Annotated in this window: 19 protein-coding genes; 13 read left to right on the plus strand and 6 right to left on the minus strand. The window is 54.6% G+C overall.

Features of this window, described 5'->3' with window-relative positions; genetic code table 11:
• The first annotated feature begins 232 nt into the window (after positions 1-232).
• Both PO881_RS01655 and PO881_RS01660 read left to right on the plus strand, forming a co-directional pair.
• Positions 233-1,489, plus strand: a complete 1,257-nt coding sequence (locus PO881_RS01655; protein ID WP_277974405.1) for a polysaccharide biosynthesis C-terminal domain-containing protein — start codon at positions 233-235, stop codon at positions 1,487-1,489.
• An 8-nt stretch (positions 1,490-1,497) separates the two neighbouring features.
• Entirely contained in the window at positions 1,498-2,448 is a 951-nt protein-coding gene (locus tag PO881_RS01660) for an ATP-grasp fold amidoligase family protein (RefSeq protein ID WP_101763051.1), read from the plus strand.
• A gap of 55 nt (positions 2,449-2,503) precedes the next feature.
• On the opposite strand, the gene PO881_RS01665 is transcribed toward PO881_RS01660, so the two are convergent.
• Positions 2,504-2,785 (minus strand): YjcB family protein, encoded by a 282-nt coding sequence (locus tag PO881_RS01665; protein WP_008109973.1) that lies wholly within the window; start codon positions 2,783-2,785, stop codon positions 2,504-2,506.
• Positions 2,786-3,038: 253 nt separating this feature from the next.
• On the minus strand, positions 3,039-3,470 hold the full coding sequence (soxS, locus tag PO881_RS01670; RefSeq protein ID WP_036649992.1) for a superoxide response transcriptional regulator SoxS: 432 nt from the start codon (positions 3,468-3,470) through the stop codon (positions 3,039-3,041).
• A gap of 98 nt (positions 3,471-3,568) precedes the next feature.
• On the opposite strand from soxS, the gene soxR reads away from it, so the two are divergent.
• The 4 genes from soxR to PO881_RS01690 all read left to right on the plus strand — a co-directional run bounded on the left by soxR (position 3,569) and on the right by PO881_RS01690 (position 8,152).
• The gene (gene soxR / locus PO881_RS01675; RefSeq protein ID WP_101763050.1) at positions 3,569-4,045 is read left to right on the plus strand and encodes a redox-sensitive transcriptional activator SoxR; all 477 of its coding nucleotides are present in this window, start codon (positions 3,569-3,571) and stop codon (positions 4,043-4,045) included.
• 43 nt (positions 4,046-4,088) lie between these two features.
• Positions 4,089-4,754: a glutathione S-transferase gene (locus tag PO881_RS01680; RefSeq protein ID WP_137384974.1), complete on the plus strand. Its 666-nt coding sequence runs from the start codon at positions 4,089-4,091 to the stop codon at positions 4,752-4,754.
• A gap of 259 nt (positions 4,755-5,013) precedes the next feature.
• Complete coding sequence (locus tag PO881_RS01685) at positions 5,014-6,363, plus strand: NCS2 family permease (protein ID WP_101763048.1); 1,350 nt, start codon at positions 5,014-5,016, stop codon at positions 6,361-6,363.
• A 139-nt stretch (positions 6,364-6,502) separates the two neighbouring features.
• Positions 6,503-8,152, plus strand: coding sequence for a Na+/H+ antiporter (locus PO881_RS01690; RefSeq protein ID WP_101763047.1), 1,650 nt, complete (start codon positions 6,503-6,505; stop codon positions 8,150-8,152).
• A 71-nt stretch (positions 8,153-8,223) separates the two neighbouring features.
• Here the strand turns inward: PO881_RS01690 and PO881_RS01695 are convergent, their stop codons facing one another.
• Positions 8,224-9,126 (minus strand): LysR family transcriptional regulator, encoded by a 903-nt coding sequence (locus PO881_RS01695; RefSeq protein WP_110868163.1) that lies wholly within the window; start codon positions 9,124-9,126, stop codon positions 8,224-8,226.
• A 104-nt stretch (positions 9,127-9,230) separates the two neighbouring features.
• Between PO881_RS01695 and PO881_RS01700 the strand changes: the two genes are divergently transcribed.
• The 4 genes from PO881_RS01700 to PO881_RS01715 all read left to right on the plus strand — a co-directional run bounded on the left by PO881_RS01700 (position 9,231) and on the right by PO881_RS01715 (position 11,654).
• The gene (locus PO881_RS01700) at positions 9,231-9,653 is read left to right on the plus strand and encodes a CidA/LrgA family protein (RefSeq protein ID WP_008109984.1); all 423 of its coding nucleotides are present in this window, start codon (positions 9,231-9,233) and stop codon (positions 9,651-9,653) included.
• Positions 9,646-10,341: an LrgB family protein gene (locus PO881_RS01705; RefSeq protein ID WP_210081820.1), complete on the plus strand. Its 696-nt coding sequence runs from the start codon at positions 9,646-9,648 to the stop codon at positions 10,339-10,341. Before PO881_RS01700 ends, PO881_RS01705 begins: the two co-directional genes overlap by 8 nt.
• An 84-nt stretch (positions 10,342-10,425) precedes the next feature.
• Positions 10,426-10,968, plus strand: a complete 543-nt coding sequence (locus PO881_RS01710; protein WP_192412665.1) for a YfaZ family outer membrane protein — start codon at positions 10,426-10,428, stop codon at positions 10,966-10,968.
• Positions 10,969-11,108: 140 nt separating this feature from the next.
• Positions 11,109-11,654: a YfaZ family outer membrane protein gene (locus PO881_RS01715; RefSeq protein WP_008109987.1), complete on the plus strand. Its 546-nt coding sequence runs from the start codon at positions 11,109-11,111 to the stop codon at positions 11,652-11,654.
• Positions 11,655-11,820: 166 nt separating this feature from the next.
• Here the strand turns inward: PO881_RS01715 and actP are convergent, their stop codons facing one another.
• From actP to acs, 3 genes are all read right to left on the minus strand, one after another.
• Positions 11,821-13,473 carry a cation/acetate symporter ActP gene (actP, locus tag PO881_RS01720; protein WP_101763042.1) on the minus strand — a complete coding sequence of 551 codons (1,653 nt, stop codon included), beginning with the start codon at positions 13,471-13,473 and terminating at the stop codon, positions 11,821-11,823.
• Positions 13,470-13,796: a DUF485 domain-containing protein gene (locus PO881_RS01725; RefSeq protein ID WP_008109989.1), complete on the minus strand. Its 327-nt coding sequence runs from the start codon at positions 13,794-13,796 to the stop codon at positions 13,470-13,472. Before PO881_RS01725 ends, actP begins: the two co-directional genes overlap by 4 nt.
• A 146-nt stretch (positions 13,797-13,942) precedes the next feature.
• Positions 13,943-15,898, minus strand: a complete 1,956-nt coding sequence (acs, locus tag PO881_RS01730; RefSeq protein ID WP_280172350.1) for an acetate--CoA ligase — start codon at positions 15,896-15,898, stop codon at positions 13,943-13,945.
• A gap of 581 nt (positions 15,899-16,479) precedes the next feature.
• On the opposite strand from acs, the gene gltP reads away from it, so the two are divergent.
• The 3 genes from gltP (at position 16,480) to PO881_RS01745 (ending at position 18,683) form a co-directional block, all read left to right on the plus strand.
• Positions 16,480-17,781 (plus strand): glutamate/aspartate:proton symporter GltP, encoded by a 1,302-nt coding sequence (gene gltP, locus PO881_RS01735; RefSeq protein ID WP_007888562.1) that lies wholly within the window; start codon positions 16,480-16,482, stop codon positions 17,779-17,781.
• Positions 17,782-18,013: 232 nt separating this feature from the next.
• The gene (locus tag PO881_RS01740) at positions 18,014-18,166 is read left to right on the plus strand and encodes a type II toxin-antitoxin system HicA family toxin (RefSeq protein ID WP_348273501.1); all 153 of its coding nucleotides are present in this window, start codon (positions 18,014-18,016) and stop codon (positions 18,164-18,166) included.
• 112 nt (positions 18,167-18,278) lie between these two features.
• Positions 18,279-18,683, plus strand: a complete 405-nt coding sequence (locus tag PO881_RS01745) for a type II toxin-antitoxin system HicB family antitoxin (protein ID WP_101763040.1) — start codon at positions 18,279-18,281, stop codon at positions 18,681-18,683.
• Positions 18,684-18,755 lie beyond the last annotated feature (72 nt).

The following is an 18,755-nucleotide window of genomic DNA, read 5'->3' on the forward strand; positions in this document are numbered from 1 at the left end:
GTAAACTTTTGCTTAGAATTTAGGCTGAAATCGTTTACATCCACCGAGTTTCGCACCGGATATAATCGGAATTTTCCTGAATATAATTCCTAATTGCTGACGCGAGTCTCATTTTTCGGACCAGTTTGGTTTGAAGTTAATAAATTAAGTCAGGCCCACTGAGCGCTTGTTAATTCATTTCAAGGACGTTGTACCGAAAGTTGTTGTAGTTCGTAATACTAAGGATCAGTCAATGAAATTGAGCGTAATGTCGAATGCCGTCTGGATGATGTCTGAAAAGATCGTCTCCGTGTTCGGCGTCATATTTGTGACCTCCTACGTGGCAAAATCCTTTGGTCCAACCATCTTTGGCCAAATGGCGTTTTCGACCTCACTGTTTTCCATGGTGCAGACCGTGGCGATTTTCGGTACGGAAACCATTTTGTTTAAACGTATCAGTAAGAGTGCACCGAAAGGGCTACGCCTGATGACCGTAGCGCGCAACATGCGCATGGTTTTGCTGTTGCTCACATCGCTGCCCGTCTTGATTTGGGTCTGGTACAACATGCAGGAAAACTTCCTCGCTTTTGCACTGGCCTCATTTATCTCTTCGGTTTTCGTGACGCAGGACACCTTCAGTGTCTACAACAATGCGCGCTTAGCGTCGCGGCTGAATACCATCGCCAACTCTGTCGGATTGCTGCTGGGCTTCAGCTTAAGTTTCGCCATTGCCTGGCTGCACCTCAATCCGCTATGGCTGACCGTTTCGATTGTCGCCGTCACGTTGGTGCCGTACGTCATTAAGCGTTTTAACTTTTATCGCGAAAATCAGGATGTGGCGCCGCCACAGGATAAGCGCAACACCTATCTGCGCTATTTGCTGTACGCCGGATTGCCGCTGGCCATCTCCAGCATCTTTATCTCGGTGCAGGTGAAAGCGGCACAGATGTTCCTGGCAGGCATCGCCTCAGCGCGCGATCTTGGTTTGTTCGCCGCCGCCAATACCATTTCGGCCTCCTGGATTTTTATCCCGGTCGCCATCATCACTTCCTGCTTTTCGGAAATCTTCCGTGAGCGTGGAGAAACCGCCATCAAGCTGACAGCACGGCTTAATGGTTATGTCATGGGTGTTTCATTGTTGTTGTTAGCGGTGATCGCGATGTACGGCGAAAAAATCATCATCGCTTTATATGGTCACGAGTACACACAGTCAGGAAGTCTCATTACGTTGTTGTCGTTAGCAACCTGCTTTTCGGCGATGGGGACCGTAGCGTATCGCTACATGGTCAAAGAAGGCGGGTTTAATTATCTGTTGAAGAAAATCGTTTGCCTGATGGTCATCAGCTTGCCGCTGTCGTGGTGGCTGATCCAGAGCTACGGCATCATGGGTGCCGCATGGAGCGTTTTCATCTCAGAATTGCTGTCTCTTACCGTAATGAATTACTTCTTCAAAAACGGCGTCATCCAAAAAATCCAGGTTTCCTCACTCAACTACAAAACCTACAAATGAGGTCAGATATGCTCAAGTTGAAAGATGAACTCAGAAGAAGCGTTCAGTACTTCATCAAGAAGATGCCCTGGGCATACCAGGATCGTATCTACTATTTTCACAAGTTCCGCAAATTGCCTAATCTGCGCGAGCCGAAAGTGTTTAACGAGAAGGTGCTGTATCGCAAATTCATCCATGGCGATTATCAGATTTATGGTCGTCTGTCGGACAAATATTCGGTGCGTGAATATATCGCCGAGAAAGTGGGCAGCGAATACCTGATCCCGCTGGTTTACGAGACCAGCGATCCCAGTTCATTGCACACGCTGCCGAGCTGGAAAAATACCGTTATCAAGCCGAATCACGCCTCCAACATGGTGGAGATCCTGCTGGAAGAGCCGGATGCGTTGAAGAAGCAGCAGATTATCAACGATTGCCATCGCTGGCTGAAGACCGATTTCGCCAACGAAGCGCGCGAGATTCACTATCGCTACATCAAGCCACGCATTCTGGTGGAGCAGTACATTGGCGATGGTAAATCGGCACCAATTGACTACAAGTTCCACATGTTCAACAAGCGCGACGGCAGCTTTGAGTATGTGCTGCAGGTGATCTACAACCGCTGCAATCCGCTGTTGTCGATGAACTTCTACGTCAACAACCTCAACGAGGCGTATCACAAAATTCGTGATACCGGCCTGGACGTGACGCCGCAAATGGCCTCGTTGCAGCACGCGTTGGCGTTGAGTAAAAAGCTGGCGAGCGATTTCGATTATGTGCGCGTGGATTGGTACATCGATAACGAGCAGATCTACTTCGGCGAATTAACCTTCACGCCGGGCGCGGGTTTGGTGACCGGTCTGGATCGCGGGCTAAATCAGATGATGGGTGATATGTGGATTCAGGATCGCCGCGGTACGAAGATACCGGGCATCACGGTGGCGGAAGTGACCATTCCGGCCGTATTGAAGAAAATTTAGAATCACACAGCAAAATAAAAAACCCCGCTTCGGCGGGGTTTTTTATTGGCTGCGATTAAGGCATTGGCCAATCGGTTGGCGTCTGGCTCATTACTTCGATAAAGGCGTTTTTGGAGATTTCCATAAAGTTATGCAGATTCTCCATGCTCAGCGTGATACCGAGTAGGCCAGTAACAAACCAGCATGACATGCCAACGCCGATGCCACCGCACAGCAGCGCCATCACGTGGTGACTGTTCTGACGCAGTCGAATTTTCATGGTGCTGGCGAAGAACATCATTACCGCACTCAGGAGTTCCCAGCGCATTACAATCAAACTGGTGGTTAGGGTGGCCATCTGCAAAAACCTCTTAGAATCAGTGATATCCCCGACATTCAATCGACATCACTGGCGGCTAAGAAGGAAGGTCAGGGAAGTCCTTCTGGCCGTCTAACTGAAGACAGAAAAGTGTGACTTGGCTCACATTATATCACTCGATTTTAAATTTTGAACAAAATTTATACCGGGTCAGGTAGAAAGATTTTTATCGAACTGGGGAAAAAACAGGCAGGAAAAGCGAGGTGCGCCCGCAAGGGGCGCGCAGAAAGGGTTAGCTAACCGGGCAGCACTCGCCGGTGGTACGCTGGGCAAAACTGGTCATGTTGTTGTCTGCACAGTCAAAACTGAGCAAACGCGGACGCTGAATCATCGCCTGGCGACGCATGGTATGACGATAAGCGGTTGGCGTTTGCGAGAACTGACGGCGGAACACGCGCGAGAACGTCTGCTGCGAATCGTAACCGTATTGCATCGCGATATCGAACACCGGACGCTGGGTTTGACGCAGCGCTTCAGCGGCCAGGGTCAGACGACGTTCGCGAATATAGCCACCCAGCGTTTGTTTCGTGACGGCACGGAACATACGCTGCAGATGCCATTTTGAGTAACCTGATTTTGCCGCGACTTCATCAATTGACAGCGCTTTATCCAGATTCTGATCGATCCAGTTGGACAGCGAATGAATGATTTCCTGTTGCATCATAGCCTCATCCTTCTGATGTTTTTTGCCTGGTAAGAAATTCGAAGTTTTGCTGGGGTGCGAGTATAATTCCTCAAGTTAACTTGAGGTAAAGGCCCTAAATGAAAAAAGAACGCAATTACCCGAAGCCGGTTTTGACGCCGGGTGAAGTGGCGAAGCGCAGCGGCGTGGCGGTGTCGGCGCTGCACTTCTATGAGACCAAAGGATTGATCTGTAGCTCGCGCAACGGCGGCAACCAACGTCGCTACAGCCGTGACGTGCTGCGTCGCGTTGCCATCATCAAAATTGCACAACGCATTGGCATTCCGCTGGCGACGGTGAGCGACAGCCTGACGCATGTGCCGGCTAATAAACGGATGTCGACACAAGAGTGGGACGCGCTGACGCAGCACTGGCGCGAGGAGCTGGATAAACGCATCGAAACCCTCACGCGCTTGCGTAACGATCTTGATGGTTGCATTGGCTGCGGCTGTTTATCGATGCGCGATTGCCCGCTGCGCAATCCCGGTGACCGGTTGGGCGAGCAAGGTTCGGGCGCGGTGTTACTCGATCCGGAACAGGACGAGCAAAAACGCTGATCGACTATACTTGGCGGAACACTTTTACCGGCAAGGAAACCGTATGATCACCGTTCACCATCTGGAAAACTCCCGTTCGCATCGCGTGTTATGGCTACTGGAAGAGCTCGCGGTGCCTTACCAAATCAAACGCTATCAGCGTGAAAACAGCCTGCTGGCACCCGATTCCCTAAAGAAAGTGCATCCGCTGGGCAAATCCCCGGTGATCACCGACGGTAATCGCGTGATTGCCGAATCAGGCGCAATTCTCGAATACCTGCAACTGAAGTACGACAGTGAGCATCAGCTGACGTTGAGTCATGAAGATGAGCAGATTCAGGCTCGTTACTGGCTGCATTACGCTGAAGGTTCGCTGATGCCATTACTGGTAATGAAACTGGTGTTTGCGCAGTTTGGCAAAAAGCCGGTGCCGTGGCTGCTGCGCCCGGCCGGCATCGCCCTGAGCAAAGGGATTCAGAAAGCCTGGCTGAATAAACAGCTGGCTCTACATGGTCGGGTAATTGAAGAGCATCTCACGCAGCATGCGTTTTTTGCCGGTTCACGTTTTAGCATCGCCGATGTGCAGATGAGCTTCCCGCTGCTGGCGCTGCAACTGCGTGGTTCCCTACGCGATACGCCCGCCACCGCCCGCTGGCTGGAAACCATGCAGCAGCGCGCGGCCTGGCAACGGGCGATCCAGCAGGGCGGCGCGATTGAGTTAAGCCGCTGAGTTCAGCCAGGCCGCCATAATTGGCGGCCTGGCGGGGTGAGTTGCCTGGATTTATCCTGCAATACCCGTGATTAAGAGTTGAAAACCCCAGGGCAAACGCCAGATAATCGTTTGCCTTTTTTCCGCGTCCCCCTTTACGGCCTGGAATACGCGGCGACGTAAACGTTTGCCTGGATTTTCATCATGAAAAACCGCCATCAGGGAACGGCAAACGTGCGCCGCGCGGCGACTCACATCACAAAAAAATTGAGGAAGAATTATGTCTGGCGAATCGCGCCCGGCCAGTGGAAAACTGGACGCCTGGTTCAATATCTCTGCACGCGGCAGCAGCGTGCGTCAGGAAGTATTGGCGGGTCTGACAACGTTTCTGGCGATGGTGTACTCCGTCATCGTGGTGCCCGGCATGCTGGGCAAAGCGGGCTTCTCGCCAACGGCGGTGTTCGTCGCTACCTGTCTGGTCGCCAGTTTTGGATCGATCATCATGGGTTTGTGGGCCAATCTGCCGATGGCGATTGGTTGCGCCATCTCGCTGACCGCCTTCACCGCGTTCAGCCTGGTGCTCGGCCAGCACATTAGCGTGCCGGTGGCGCTTGGTGCGGTGTTCCTGATGGGCTTGCTGTTCACGCTGATTTCGGTCACCGGCATCCGCGCATGGATACTGCGCAACTTACCAATGGGCGTGGCGCATGGCACCGGCGTAGGTATCGGCTTGTTCCTGCTGCTGATCGCCGCTGACGGCATTGGTTTGGTGGTGAAAAATCCGGCTCCGGGCTTGCCGGTGGCGTTGGGTCAATTCGCTTCGTTCCCGGTGATCATGTCGCTGGTGGGACTGGCGGCGATTTTTGGTCTGGAAAAACGCCGCGTGCCGGGCGGCATTCTGCTGACCATCATCGCCATCTCGATTCTCGGCCTGATTTTCGATCCGGCGGTGACCTATCAAGGTCTGTTTGCCATGCCGAGCCTGAAGGATGCTAACGGGCAATCAGCGATGTTTAGCCTCGATATCATGGGTGCGCTGCAACCGGTGGTGTTGCCAAGCGTGCTGGCGCTGGTGATGACCGCCGTCTTTGATGCCACCGGTACCATCCGCGCGGTCGCGGGGCAGGCGAATCTGCTGGATAAAGAGGGGCAGATCATCAACGGCGGTCGTGCGTTAACCACCGATTCCGTCAGCAGCCTGTTCGCCGGCTTGGTCGGCGCTTCGCCAGCTGCGGTCTATATCGAATCGGCGGCGGGCACGGCGGCGGGTGGTAAAACCGGTCTGACGGCGATTGTGGTGGGTTTGCTGTTTCTGGTGATCCTGTTTATGTCGCCGCTGGCCTATCTGGTTCCGGCTTACGCGACCGCGCCGGCGCTGATGTACGTTGGCTTGCTGATGCTGAGTAACGTGGCAAAAATCGACTTCAACGATTTTGTTGATGCGATGTCCGGCTTGCTGACCGCCGTGTTCATCGTGCTGACCTGCAACATCGTCACCGGCATCATGCTCGGCTTCGCTTCACTGGTGATTGGACGCCTGTTTGCCGGTGAGTGGCGCAAGCTGAACGTGGGCACCGTGGTGATTGCTGTCGCGCTGGTCGCGTTCTATGCCGGTGGCTGGGCCATCTGACCTGAAAGTTGAATAATTCCAGGATTATTCGCTTTCTGCATCACGCCGCACATCGGGTTGCTCCGCTGTGCGGCGTTTTGTTTTACACTTTCCCACGCAACAACATCGCTTTAATGAAATTGATTCGCCTAAGGAAAGCATGGAAATCTTCTTTACTATTCTCATCATGACGCTGGTGGTTTCACTCTCCAGCGTGGCGGCACGTATTCTGCCGTTTCAAATTCCCCTGCCGCTGGTGCAAATTGCCGCCGGTGCACTGCTCGCATTTCCCGTCTTCGGCCTGCATGTCGATTTTGATCCGGAACTGTTCCTCGTGCTGTTCATTCCGCCGCTGCTGTTTGCGGATGGCTGGAAAACGCCGATAAACGAGTTCCTGCATCACGGTCGCGAAATCATGGGGCTGGCGCTGGTTCTGGTGCTGATCACGGTGGTCGGGATTGGCTACCTGATCTACTGGCTGGTGCCAGGGATTCCGCTGATTCCCGCCTTCGCGCTGGCGGCGGTGCTTTCGCCAACCGATGCCGTGGCGCTGTCCGGCATTGTTGGTGAAGGACGCATCCCGAAAAAAATTATGTCGATTGTGCAGGGCGAAGCCCTGATGAACGACGCGTCGGGCCTGGTATCGCTGAAGTTTGCCGTCGCGGTGGCGATGGGCACCATGGTGTTTACGTGGGGCGGCGCCAGCGTTGAGTTTCTCAAAGTGGCGGTTGGCGGTTTGGTCGCTGGTGTGGCGATATGCTGGCTGTATGGCCGCTCGCTGCGTCTGCTGAGCCGCTGGAGCGGGGATGACCCGGCAACACAGACCGTGCTGCTGCTGCTGTTACCGTTCGCCTCGTACCTGATTGCGGAACACCTTGGCGTATCGGGCATTCTCGCCGCCGTCGCCGCCGGTATGACCATTACGCGTTCCGGCATTATCCGCCAGGCACCGCTGGCGATGCGTCTGCGCGCGAACAGCGTGTGGCAGATGCTGGAGTTCGTGTTCAACGGCATGGTGTTCCTGATGCTCGGCCTGCAGCTGCCCGACATCCTTTCCACCTCGATTGCGCAGGCGCAAGCCGATCCTAACGTGGAACTGTGGATGCTGTTTACCGATGTTCTGTTGGTGTACGCCGCGCTGATGGTGGTGCGTTTCGGTTGGTTGTGGATCATGAAGCGCACCAGCATGCGTCTGCTGAAGAAGAAGCCGCTGGAGTTTACCAATTACTCGCTGCGTGAATTGCTGATTGCCTCTTTTGCCGGCGTGCGCGGTGCCATTACCTTGGCCGGTGTGCTGTCGATTCCGCTGTTCCTGAGCAACGGCGATCCGTTCCCGGCGCGCTATGAGTTGGTGTTCATCGCTACCGGCGTGATTCTGGTGTCGCTGCTGGTTGGCGTGGTGCTACTGCCGATTCTGCTGCGCGACGTAGAAAGCATCGATAAGGTCGGCCATCGTCGTGAGATTCAGTTTGCGCGTGCCGCGATGGCGGGAGTGGCGATTGAGAGCCTGCATAAAATGGAGCAGCGTCTTGAGAGCGACACCGAAGAGAACATCGATCCTGAGCTGCTGAAAGAGGTCAGCCTGCGCGTGATTGGTAACCTGCGTCGTCGCGCGGAGGGGAAAAACGATATCGAACAGGCGCAATTTGCTGAAAATCTTGAGCGTCGTTTCCGCCTCAATGCGCTGCGCGCCGAGCGCGCCGAGGTCTATCATCTGCGCGCCACGCAGGAGATCTCCAACGAGACAATGCAGAAACTGCTGCACGATCTTGATCTGCTGGAAGCGTTGCTGATTGAGAAAGAGGAATAGCAGTAAGCCATATTGTTCATCGGTAGCGGCGCAAAACATTGCGCCGCTACGTTAATGCGCTGCGGTTGTTTTCACACCGACAGCCGTGGCGCACTATCCGGCCAGTGTTCACGGCAACATTCAATCCACGCCTCGGCGCTGCGCGACAGATAACTGCCTTCCCGCCAAATCAACCCCAAACTCCACTGCAGCTCCGATTCCAGCGGCAGCCACAGCAGCGACTGCTTATCCAGCCGCTGACAAATGGGCTCCGGCAGAATCGCCAGTCCCATACCCGCCTGCACCATCGCGGCGAGAAAATCCCACTGCGCGCTGCGCAGCGCAATAGTTGGCGTCAGGTTCTGGCGTTGAAACGCTTTACGAATCTGGCGATTCAAGGCGAACTCTTCATTGAGGATCAGCAGCGGATGTTCGGCTAACTCTGCCAAACCGACTTTACGGTGATCTCGCCATTGTTCACTGCGCGGCAGCAGCACGCACAGCGGATGGTGCATCAGCTCCAGCGTATTGAGCGGCAGTTCGGATTCGATCGGCAGTGCGGTAAGGGCGATATCCAGCGCGCCACTCAGCACCGCTTGCTGCGCCGTCAGTCCGCCGAACTCGGATATTTTCAGCTGTACGCCGGGATAACGGCGGCGAAAGGCGGAGATCGATCCGGCCATCTGCATGCCGACCATCGGCGGAATACCCAGCCGCAGCTCGCCGGTTTTCAGCTGGTTGATATCGCCCAACTGCGCTTCAAGCTGGTGGAACTCTTGCAGAATCACCAGTCCGCGCTGGTAAACCGCCTGACCGCTATCCGTTAAATGCAGTTTGCGGCCCTCGCGCAGCAGTAAGGTGCAGCCGAGCTCCTCTTCCAGCTGGCGCAGCATTTTGCTGATGGTCGGCTGCGTCACGAACAGCTTCTCAGCGGCGCGGGTGAAGCTCTGCTGGCGCACCACCTCAGTGAAGTAGCGCAGGGCGCGCACATCCATAAACATTCCTTTTTGGCATAGTTTGAATAATTTTAATTCATTTCTTTCACAGTTTGCGGCGGATTTATACTGGGCACCTCAATTTTTCATCCAGGTAACAAGCAATGATGGCATTAAGTCCGCGCAGAACGGATCTCCTGCAACGTACCTTTGTTCCGCTGCAGCTGGTGCTGTATGTCGGTTTGTTTATTTTCAGCGACAGGCTGGTGAGCTGGCTGCATCTGCCGCTGCCCGCCAACGTAGTGGGCATGGTGCTGCTGCTGGTGTTGATCATGACGCGCATCGTGCCGCTGCGCTGGGTGAAAGCTGGCGCCAACTGGCTGCTGGCAGAAATGCTGCTGTTCTTTATTCCAGCGGTGGTGGCGGTAGTGAACTACAGCGATTTGCTGCGCAGTGAAGGCTGGCGCATCTGCGTGGTGATCGGCGTCAGTACCTTGCTGGTGCTGGCTTCGACGTCACTGGTGGTTGATCGTTTATATCGCTTCGAACTGGCACGCGCCGCACGCAAGCAGGCGCATCATGAATGATCTGCTGATTAGTCTGCTGTGTCTGGCGTTCACGCTGCTGGTCTACTACCTCAACAAAATTCTTTATCGCCGCTGGCGCACGCTGCTGTTGATGCCGCTGGTATTGACGCCGCTGGTGCTGGTGGCGCTGTTGCTGCTCACTCACGTCAGCTGGAAAAATTACATCGCTGAAAGCCACTGGCTGATTTGGCTGCTTGGCCCGGCGACGCTGGCATTTGCCGTGCCGGTGTATGAGAACCTTGAGATCATCAAGCGTCACTGGCTGTCGCTGAGCGTGGGCGTGCTGACGGCCACGCTGGTGGCAGTATGCAGTTCGGTGTGGCTGGCGCGCTTGCTAACGTTACCGGAAACCATTCAGCGCAGCCTGGCGGTACGCTCAATTACCACGCCGTTTGCGCTGGCAGCCGCGCAGCCGATTGGCGGCCAGCCGGATCTGGTGGCGCTGTTTGTGGTGATCACCGGTGTGTTTGGTATGGCGGTGGGCGACGTGCTGTTTCTGCGTCTTGCCATCAAGCAGGGCGTGGCTAAAGGCGCCGGTTTTGGTGCTGCATCACATGGCGCAGGCACCGCGCGCGCGTATCAACTCGGCCAGCAGGAAGGCGTGGTGTCGAGCCTGGTGATGATGCTGTCTGGCGTCGTCACCGTCATTCTCGCGCCGCTGTTAAGCCACTTACTGTGGGTATCGTAATCCGCTGGTTTTGAGTCATTGCTCATACAGCAGCCCGATCGCTTTGCTTATTGTTTGCCCGCTTAAACGATAAGGAAGCGATAAATGAAAAGTCAGTATTTTGCAATGGGGCTCCTGTTGGCCTCCGCTGGGGTAACTGCTCAGGAAATCGGCGTAAAGGGGGGCAGTGATTTCTTTGCGGCCGCCATCAACAGCCAAAAAACCGCGCCAGGCCTGCAATATGGCGTGGAATACGTGAATGCCAAACATCAGTCAGAATTGCTGGACGCCAATCTGGGTTACGGCGTGGCTGTAGGCGCAATGCGCATTGTGCCGCGCGTCGGTTTGTTCTGGGCTGAATTGAACCATGATAAAACCTCCAGCTACGGCGTGAATGCGGGTATACGCGCGATGGCTCCACTGCCACAAGCGCGCCATACCTGGCTCTATCTCGATTTCAGCATGGCGCCTAACTTCAGCACCTATAAGCTGGATCATCTGCATCAGTTTGAGGCCGGAGTTTACTACCAACCGGCCCACTGGTTAACGCTGAGTTCCGGTTACCGCTATCTCGGCAGTGGCTTGCACGAATATAAAACCCATCGTGCGATTGATGGTCTTTTTATCGGCGCAGCCTGGCGCTTCTAATCTGAAAAGTGGCCTTTAAGGGCCACTTTTTTCCCCGCCGTAATCCATTTTTACGTAAAGCTTTCCAAATAATGTTGTCTCTCGTCGCCAGGCTGGTACCCTTGCCGCCGAATTAATTGTCCTTCATGGAGTGGAATCACATGTTAAAGCAACTTGTTACTGGAAGCGTTTTGGGTCTGGCACTGCTGAGCAGCGGCGCACAGGCAATTGAGGGCAGTGTTGACGTGGGTGAGCATAGCACCAACCTGAACCTTGGCCTCGGCACCACTTCACCGGGCCTGTTCCTGAAAGGCAACTGGCTGCGCAGCGATCACGATGGCAGCACCTACGGTGCGGGCCTCGGCTATAACATCGACGTGGGTGATTTCCGCATTGCGCCTACTGCGAAAGCGCTGTTCACCCATCCGGAAGATGGTCGTGATGGCTTCACCGTGGCAGTCGGTGGCGCAGCGCAATACAGCTTCAACAGCATGTGGGGCCTGTACGGCGAATATTACTATGCGCCAGAAGCGTTCTCCGATCGTCTGGATAGCTACCAGGAAGCCTCAGGTGGCCTGAGCTTCACGCCGATTTCGCTGCTGAACCTGCGTGTGGGTTATCAGTACATTGAGCTGAACAACAAAGGTAGCCGCAAAGATAACGTACTGGTCGATGGCCCGTATGTTGGCGCATCACTGCGTTTCTAATTGTTTAAATTAGAATGAAAAATGGCGGCCCAATGGGTCGCCATTTTTGTTTGGGTGCGGTCTGTCCCTCATCCCGGCCTTCTCCCGCAAGCGGGAGAAGGAGAAAACGCGCCGATCGGTTCCCTCTCCCATCTATAGGAGAGGGTGAGGGGAAGCCAGCACGGACTTAATGCGATTTCCCCTGCGAAATCCCAATCCCCGTCTGTGAGCGAATAAACTGCCCACGGAAGCGGGCACGTTCCTGGGCACCGCGAGCAGAATGGTCGGTAATTGAGAACAGCCAGATACCGATAAATGCCGCCAGCATTGAGAACAGCGCCGGATACTCATACGGATAGATCGGTTTCTCATGCCCCAACACCTGCACCCAAATCGTCGGGCCAAGGATCATCAGCAGTACCGCAGTAACGAGTCCCAGCCAACCGCCCACCATCGCGCCGCGCGTGGTCAGTTTTGACCAGTACATCGACAGCAGAATAATCGGGAAGTTACAGCTGGCAGCAATCGAGAACGCCAAACCGACCATAAAGGCAATGTTCTGTTTCTCAAACAGAATCCCCAGCGCAATCGCTACTACACCTAACACCAGCACGGTGATCTTCGAGATGCGCAGTTCATCGCGTTCCGTCGCTTTACCTTCACGGATCACGCTGGCATAGAGATCGTGTGAAACTGCCGAAGCCCCCGCCAGCGTCAGACCTGCCACCACCGCCAGAATGGTGGCGAAGGCCACGGCCGAGATAAAGCCGAGGAACAGGCTGCCGCCGACCGCGTTCGCCAGATGCACCGCTGCCATGTTGGTGCCGCCGAGCAGCGCGCCGCTGGCGTCTTTAAAGGCTGGATTCGATCCCACCAGCAAAATCGCGCCGAAGCCAATAATAAAGGTCAGGAAGTAGAAGTAGCCCATAAAGCCGGTGGCCCAGAACACGCTTTTACGTGCTTCACGCGCATCGGCCACGGTGAAGAAGCGCATCAGAATATGCGGCAAACCGGCGGTACCGAACATCAAGCCGAGACCCAATGACAGCGCCGAGATGGGATCTTTCACCAGCCCGCCCGGCTGCATAATCGCCGCGCCTTTCGGGTGCACCGCCATCGCTTCGGTGAACAGCGTATTGAAGCTGAAGCCGGTGGCTTTCATCACCATAATCGCCATAAAGCTGGCACCAAACAGCAGCAGCACCGCCTTGATGATCTGCACCCAGGTGGTCGCCAGCATGCCGCCGAACAGCACGTACAGCACCATCAGAATCCCGACCATCACCACTGCGATATGGTAATCAAGGCCGAACAGCAGCTGGATCAGCTTACCGGCACCCACCATCTGCGCAATCAGATACAGCGCCACCACCACCAGCGAGCCGCAGGCTGACAGCGTGCGAATCGGTTTCTGCGCGAGGCGATAGGAGGCGACATCGGCGAAGGTGTAGCGCCCAAGGTTACGCAGACGTTCGGCGATCAAAAACAGGATCATCGGCCAGCCGACGAGGAAGCCGAGCGAGTAGATCAGCCCGTCGTAACCCGAGGTGTAAACCAGCGCAGAAATACCGAGGAAAGAGGCGGCGGACATAAAGTCACCGGCGATGGCGAGGCCATTCTGGAAACCGGTGATATTGCCGCCTGCGGTGTAGTAATCACTGCGCGAGCGGGTGCGTTTCGAGGCCCAATAGGTGATGCCGAGCGTCGCCGCGACAAACACCACGAACATGATAATGGCTTCATAGTTGGTGGCCTGCCGTTGCACCGCGCCGGTAATGGCATCGGCGGCAAACACGCTGGCGGGCACTACCGCGAGAAATATCGAAAGCAGGCGCTTCATGATTTTACCTCGCTCAGGATCTGTTTGGTCAGACGATCAAACTCGCCGTTGGCGCGCCACACGTAGACGCCGGTCAGCACGAATGACATCACAATTAAACCGACACCAATCGGAATACCGCGCGTGACGTTAGTGCCCGCGTGCAGCGGCGTACCGAGCCAGGCGGGCGCAAAAGCGATCAGCAGAATAAAGCCGATATAGAGCACCAGCATAATCACGCTGAGCAGCAGCGCAAACGCCTGGCGCTTGTGCACCAGTTCATGAAAGCGCGGATTATTCTCGACTTGTTGCCAGACTGCTTCCTGTTCAGGGGTTTCGTTCATCACATTTTCTCCAGAGGCAAGGCAGACAGATATCTCACGATAAAGTGATTTAACTGGCTGAATATTCTAGTTTTATAAGTTGTGCGAACTCAGAAATACGTGGCATATAAGGGCGGCCAAATGGTCGCCCCTACAACAGAAGCCGGTTACGGCATGGTGATGGACTGTTTCTCCTCGAGCAATTTCTCTACCACGCCCGGATCGGCCAGCGTAGAGGTATCGCCGAGATTGCTGGTATCGCCCGTAGCGATTTTGCGCAGAATGCGGCGCATAATCTTGCCGGAGCGGGTTTTTGGCAGCGAGTCGGTCCAGTGCAGCACATCCGGCGTGGCAATTGGGCCAATCTCTTTACGCACCCAGTTACGCACTTCGGTATACAGCTCTGGCGACGGCTCTTCGCCGTGGTTGAGCGTGATATACGCATAGATTGCCTGGCCTTTGATGCTGTGCGGAATGCCCACCACCGCCGCTTCGGCAATCTTCGGATGCGACACCAGTGCCGATTCAATCTCGGCGGTGCCGAGACGGTGGCCGGAGACGTTCAGCACGTCATCGACGCGGCCGGTGATCCAGTAATAACCCTCTTCATCACGGCGCGCGCCGTCACCGCTGAAGTAGCGATTTTTGAAGGTGGAGAAGTAGGTCTGTTCGAAACGATCGTGATCGCCATACAGCGTACGCGCCTGGCCTGGCCAGGAATCGACAATCACCAGGTTTCCTTCGGTGGCACCCTCAAGTGGATTGCCTTCGTTATCCACCAGCGCTGGCTGCACACCAAAGAACGGTTTAGTGGCGGAACCGGCTTTCAGTACGGTCGCGCCCGGCAGCGGCGTGATCATGAAGCCGCCGGTTTCGGTTTGCCACCAGGTATCGACGATCGGGCAACGGCTGTCGCCAATCTTCTTGTAATACCACTCCCAGGCTTCCGGGTTGATCGGTTCACCCACCGAACCCATGATGCGCAGGCTGCTGCGATCGGTGCCTTCAATCGCTTTATCGCCTTCGGCCATAAGCGCGCGAATCGCGGTTGGCGCGGTATACAGCAGCGTCACCTTATGTTTATCCACCACTTCCGCCATGCGGTTTGGTTTTGGCCAGTTCGGCACGCCTTCAAACATCAGCGTGGTCGCGCCGCACGCCAGCGGACCGTAAATCAGATAGCTGTGGCCGGTGATCCAGCCGACATCGGCGGTACACCAGTAAACATCATCAGGATGATAATCAAACACATACTTAAAGGTGCTGGCGGCATACACCAGATAACCGCCGGTGGTGTGCAGCACGCCTTTCGGCTTGCCGGTGGAACCGGAGGTATAAAGGATAAACAGCGGATGTTCGGCATCGACGGCGACCGGTTCATGCTGATCGCTGGCCTTCGCCACTAAATCGTGCCACCACAGATCGCGGCCTTCACGCCAGCCGGTATCTTTACCGGTGCGCTTAAACACCACCACATTTTTCACCGTGGTGACGTTTGGATTGTTCAGGGCATCATCAACGTTTTTCTTCAGCGGGATACTGCGTCCGGCGCGTACGCCTTCATCGGCGGTAATGATCAGTTTGGCGTTGGAATCGACCACGCGCCCGGCGACGGCTTCCGGTGAGAAGCCACCGAAGATCACCGAATGCACCGCGCCAATGCGCGCACAGGCCAGCATCGCAACGGCGGCTTCAGGCACCATCGGCATGTAAATCGCCACCACGTCGCCTTTCTTCACGCCCAGGCTGTCGAGCACATTGGCAAAGCGGCAGACGTCCGCATGCAGTTCGCGGAAGGTAATGGTTTTGCTTTCGCTGGCGTCGTCGCCTTCCCAGATGATGGCGGGATGGTCGCCACGCGTGGCGAGATGGCGATCGAGACAGTTCGCGGCGAGGTTCAGTGCGCCATCTTCATACCAGCGAATCGAAATATTGCCGGGGGCAAAGGAGGTATTTTTCACTTTGCTGTAAGGCTTAATCCAGTCGAGGATTTTGCCTTGCTCACCCCAAAAGGTGTCGGGATCGTCAACCGATTGTTGATACAGCGCCGCATACTGATCGGCATTAATGAGAGCATTCGCTGCAATGGCAGCGGGTACGGGATGCTTGTGTATTTGGCTCATGGCTGACCTCCTTGAAGATGTTAATCATATGTCAATCAATGGTTAATTGAAGACCACGACAGGGCTTTGTTTCTGTTTTGTAGTCTGGATCACGACCTTTTATCACTGCCAAATCCCCGGCGAACGGCGGGCAAAAACGCCGCGCCAGCAGCGCGATCTTCTGCCTTAAGCCTACAAGATCGCTGCCTCTGTTGTGCAAATAATCAGCAAACGCGCCGGGCCGCTTTTTGCGCAATATTGCATAGCTATGCTGAAACTTATCGAATTAACACTTTTCATAACAGCGAGTTATGGCCGTTAACCTTCGTCAGCATTTTATGCTACTAACCTGAATAAGATTTGCGCTATCGCGCCGGGGGTTGCATTTACCGTAGTGAAAATGGTACTTATCTCGGCCCTGTTCAGCAGGTATCAACTCAGACTGCATCACCCCGCAGGCGCAAAATGCCTGCACAGCTGTAACCGACGTAGTCATAAATAACCCTCTATTTTATCGGGCTTTTGCTCACTTCCCTGTGTGACATTTCTCCTGCACCTTCGCAGCAGAGCAAAGGGGTTTTTAACTGAGGAAATAACGCGTTATGAAAGGTTTTAAGTTCACCCTTGCATGGCAGATTTTAGTCGCGCTGATTCTGGGCGTGATTGTGGGAACCGTGCTGCATAATCAGCCCGACGATCGTGAATGGTTAATCACTAACATTCTGACGCCAGCGGGTGACATCTTTATTCATCTGATCAAGATGATTGTGGTACCGATTGTTATCTCCTCACTGATTGTCGGCATTGCTGGCGTGGGTGATGCGAAAAAGCTCGGACGTATTGGTGTTAAAACCATTATCTATTTTGAAGTGATCACCACCCTTGCCATTGTGGTCGGCATCACGCTGGCCAACGTATTCCAACCCGGCAGCGGCATTGATATGTCAACGCTGGCAACGGTGGACATCTCTAAATACGAAGCCACCACCGAAGCGGTTCAGGGTGCACCGCACGGTCTGGTCACCACCATTCTGTCGCTGATCCCACAGAACATCTTCGCCTCGCTGGTGAAGGGCGACATGCTGCCGATTATCTTCTTCTCGGTGCTGTTTGGTATGGGCCTGTCGGCGCTGCCATCGGAACATCGCGATCCGCTGGTCACGGTATTCCGTTCGATTTCCGAAACCATGTTTAAAGTGACGCACATGATCATGCGTTATGCGCCAGTCGGCGTGTTTGCGCTGATTGCGGTCACCATTGCGAACTTCGGTTTTGCGTCGCTCTATCCGCTCGCCAAGCTGGTGCTGCTGGTGTACGTGGCGATTCTGTTCTTTGCTTTCGTGGTGCTCGGCACGGTGGCGCGCTTCTGTAAGCTGCGCATTACCACGCTAATGCGCATTCTCAAAGACGAGCTGATTCTTGCCTATTCCACCTCCAGCTCAGAAACCGTGCTGCCGCGCATTATGCAGAAGATGGAAGCCTACGGTGCGCCGAAAGCCATCACCAGCTTCGTGGTGCCGACCGGTTACTCGTTCAACCTCGACGGTTCAACGCTGTATCAGAGCATCGCGGCGATCTTTATCGCCCAGCTGTATGGCATTGATCTGTCGCTGACTGACGAGATTATTCTGGTGCTGACGCTGATGGTGACCTCGAAAGGCATCGCTGGCGTGCCGGGCGTCTCCTTCGTGGTGCTGCTGGCAACGCTGGGCAGCGTGGGCATTCCGCTGGAAGGCCTGGCATTTATCGCTGGTGTCGATCGCATCATGGACATGGCGCGTACCGCGTTGAACGTGATCGGTAACGCGCTGGCGGTGCTGGTGATTGCGCGCTGGGAAGACCAGTTCGACACCAAACAAGCCGCCGCCTACGAGCAACAGCTGCGCACGCAAAGCGCCAGCTAACGCACCTGCGCCGTAGGGGGCGACATTCATGGCGACCACTACGCACAGAAACCCGCTTCGGCGGGTTTTTTTATGCCTGCTACAGACAAGTCTTATAACCCTTTGCCTCAAACCATTGCTTAAATCCATACCCACTATAACCACCAAAACTTTTCTTCGGTGGTTATAGTGGGTATATTTATTAGGCTGGAGACATCAGGAGGTTGTATTGAGCAGCAGGGAGCTGATCAGGATGTTGCTTGAGCGAGGTTGGGTATTAGATCGTGTTAAGGGAAGCCATCATGTATTCGTAAGAAGGGACAAGCCCTACCATATTTCGCTTCCTCATCCTGAGAAAGACCTGGCAACTGGAACAGTACGTAAGCTAATTAAGTTAATGGACTAATTTCACGGGGGCCTGGCCCCCGATTTGTAAAAGTGGCAATGTCAGCGGGTATTGTGATGCTTTCATATCTTCTAAAAGTCTTTTTAAAATCATTTTCAAGTGAGGGCTCAACATGAGATTCCCCGTTTATCTTCATAAGACAGAAAGCAACACCTATTCTGGCTTTGTACCGGACGTTGTTGGATGTTTTTTTGCTGGCGAGACAGTGGATGATGCATTAACCGATGCTTCTGCTGCGATTGATTCGCATGTTGAGTCGTCGACTGATGCGGGTTACGAGGTGCCGGTGGCAACGAACATTGAAACGCATATTGAGGATGAAAATTGTCAGGGTGGTTATTGGGCCTTTGTCGATATCGATCTCAGTCGCTATGAAGGCAAAGCAGTAAAGCTCAACATCACCTTGCCGCAGAATCTGTTAACTAAAATTGATAGCTATGTCGATCACCATCGTGAATATGGTTCCAGAAGCGGTTTTTTGGCCGCGTTAGCGCGCAAAGAATTGGCAAACGCCTGAACCACGAAAACGACCCGCTTCGGCGGGTTTTTTTATGTCCGCTGCGGCAAAAAGCAAAAAAATCCCGCGCAG

Source organism: Pantoea sp. SS70, from assembly GCF_029866845.1.
Taxonomy (GTDB): Bacteria; Pseudomonadota; Gammaproteobacteria; order Enterobacterales; family Enterobacteriaceae; genus Pantoea; species Pantoea leporis.

Excerpts from the sequence above, each read along its gene's own strand:
- PO881_RS01655 (WP_277974405.1), top strand. The coding sequence starts at position 233 with ATGAAATTGAGCGTAATGTCGAATGCCGTCTGGATGATGTCTGAAAAG.
- PO881_RS01660 (WP_101763051.1), top strand. The coding sequence starts at position 1,498 with ATGCTCAAGTTGAAAGATGAACTCAGAAGAAGCGTTCAGTACTTCATC.
- PO881_RS01665 (WP_008109973.1), bottom strand. The coding sequence starts at position 2,785 with ATGGCCACCCTAACCACCAGTTTGATTGTAATGCGCTGGGAACTCCTG.
- soxS (WP_036649992.1), bottom strand. The coding sequence starts at position 3,470 with ATGATGCAACAGGAAATCATTCATTCGCTGTCCAACTGGATCGATCAG.
- soxR (WP_101763050.1), top strand. The coding sequence starts at position 3,569 with ATGAAAAAAGAACGCAATTACCCGAAGCCGGTTTTGACGCCGGGTGAA.
- PO881_RS01680 (WP_137384974.1), top strand. The coding sequence starts at position 4,089 with ATGATCACCGTTCACCATCTGGAAAACTCCCGTTCGCATCGCGTGTTA.
- PO881_RS01685 (WP_101763048.1), top strand. The coding sequence starts at position 5,014 with ATGTCTGGCGAATCGCGCCCGGCCAGTGGAAAACTGGACGCCTGGTTC.
- PO881_RS01690 (WP_101763047.1), top strand. The coding sequence starts at position 6,503 with ATGGAAATCTTCTTTACTATTCTCATCATGACGCTGGTGGTTTCACTC.
- PO881_RS01695 (WP_110868163.1), bottom strand. The coding sequence starts at position 9,126 with ATGGATGTGCGCGCCCTGCGCTACTTCACTGAGGTGGTGCGCCAGCAG.
- PO881_RS01700 (WP_008109984.1), top strand. The coding sequence starts at position 9,231 with ATGATGGCATTAAGTCCGCGCAGAACGGATCTCCTGCAACGTACCTTT.
- PO881_RS01705 (WP_210081820.1), top strand. The coding sequence starts at position 9,646 with ATGAATGATCTGCTGATTAGTCTGCTGTGTCTGGCGTTCACGCTGCTG.
- PO881_RS01710 (WP_192412665.1), top strand. The coding sequence starts at position 10,426 with ATGAAAAGTCAGTATTTTGCAATGGGGCTCCTGTTGGCCTCCGCTGGG.
- PO881_RS01715 (WP_008109987.1), top strand. The coding sequence starts at position 11,109 with ATGTTAAAGCAACTTGTTACTGGAAGCGTTTTGGGTCTGGCACTGCTG.
- actP (WP_101763042.1), bottom strand. The coding sequence starts at position 13,473 with ATGAAGCGCCTGCTTTCGATATTTCTCGCGGTAGTGCCCGCCAGCGTG.
- PO881_RS01725 (WP_008109989.1), bottom strand. The coding sequence starts at position 13,796 with ATGAACGAAACCCCTGAACAGGAAGCAGTCTGGCAACAAGTCGAGAAT.
- acs (WP_280172350.1), bottom strand. The coding sequence starts at position 15,898 with ATGAGCCAAATACACAAGCATCCCGTACCCGCTGCCATTGCAGCGAAT.
- gltP (WP_007888562.1), top strand. The coding sequence starts at position 16,480 with ATGAAAGGTTTTAAGTTCACCCTTGCATGGCAGATTTTAGTCGCGCTG.
- PO881_RS01740 (WP_348273501.1), top strand. The coding sequence starts at position 18,014 with ATGTTGCTTGAGCGAGGTTGGGTATTAGATCGTGTTAAGGGAAGCCAT.
- PO881_RS01745 (WP_101763040.1), top strand. The coding sequence starts at position 18,279 with ATGAGATTCCCCGTTTATCTTCATAAGACAGAAAGCAACACCTATTCT.